The organism is Micrococcus sp. GbtcB5, from assembly GCF_019091605.1.
In the GTDB taxonomy this organism is placed as follows: domain Bacteria; phylum Actinomycetota; class Actinomycetes; order Actinomycetales; family Micrococcaceae; genus Micrococcus; species Micrococcus luteus.
The window spans coordinates 1-239 of the sequence record NZ_JAGXJK010000424.1 but is presented as its reverse complement, the minus strand read 5'-3'; the positions used below and the strand labels follow the sequence as shown (position 1 = coordinate 239).

General features: G+C 83.7%; 1 pseudogene. It reads right to left on the bottom strand.

Annotation, left to right across the window (positions count from 1 at the left end):
• Positions 1-239 (bottom strand): annotated as a pseudogene (locus KVS67_RS12980) (DUF4192 family protein); the annotation flags it as partial.

The following is a 239-nucleotide window of genomic DNA, read 5'->3' as shown; positions in this document are numbered from 1 at the left end:
GGGCCCCTCCGCCGCCGCCGCGGTCAGGTGGCCGTCCGCGTCGGAGCCGTGGCCGCGGCCCCAGCCGACCCACCCGGCCAGTGCCAGGGCCGGAGCCGCCACGGCCGGCGTCGCGACGGGCACGAGCGCGCGCAGCCCCGCCCGCAGGGCGTCCAGCCGGACCCAGGCCGGCGCCCGGCGCGAGGCCGCGGTGAGGATCCGTTCCACGTCCCCCGGATCCCCCGTGGCCGCGCCGGACG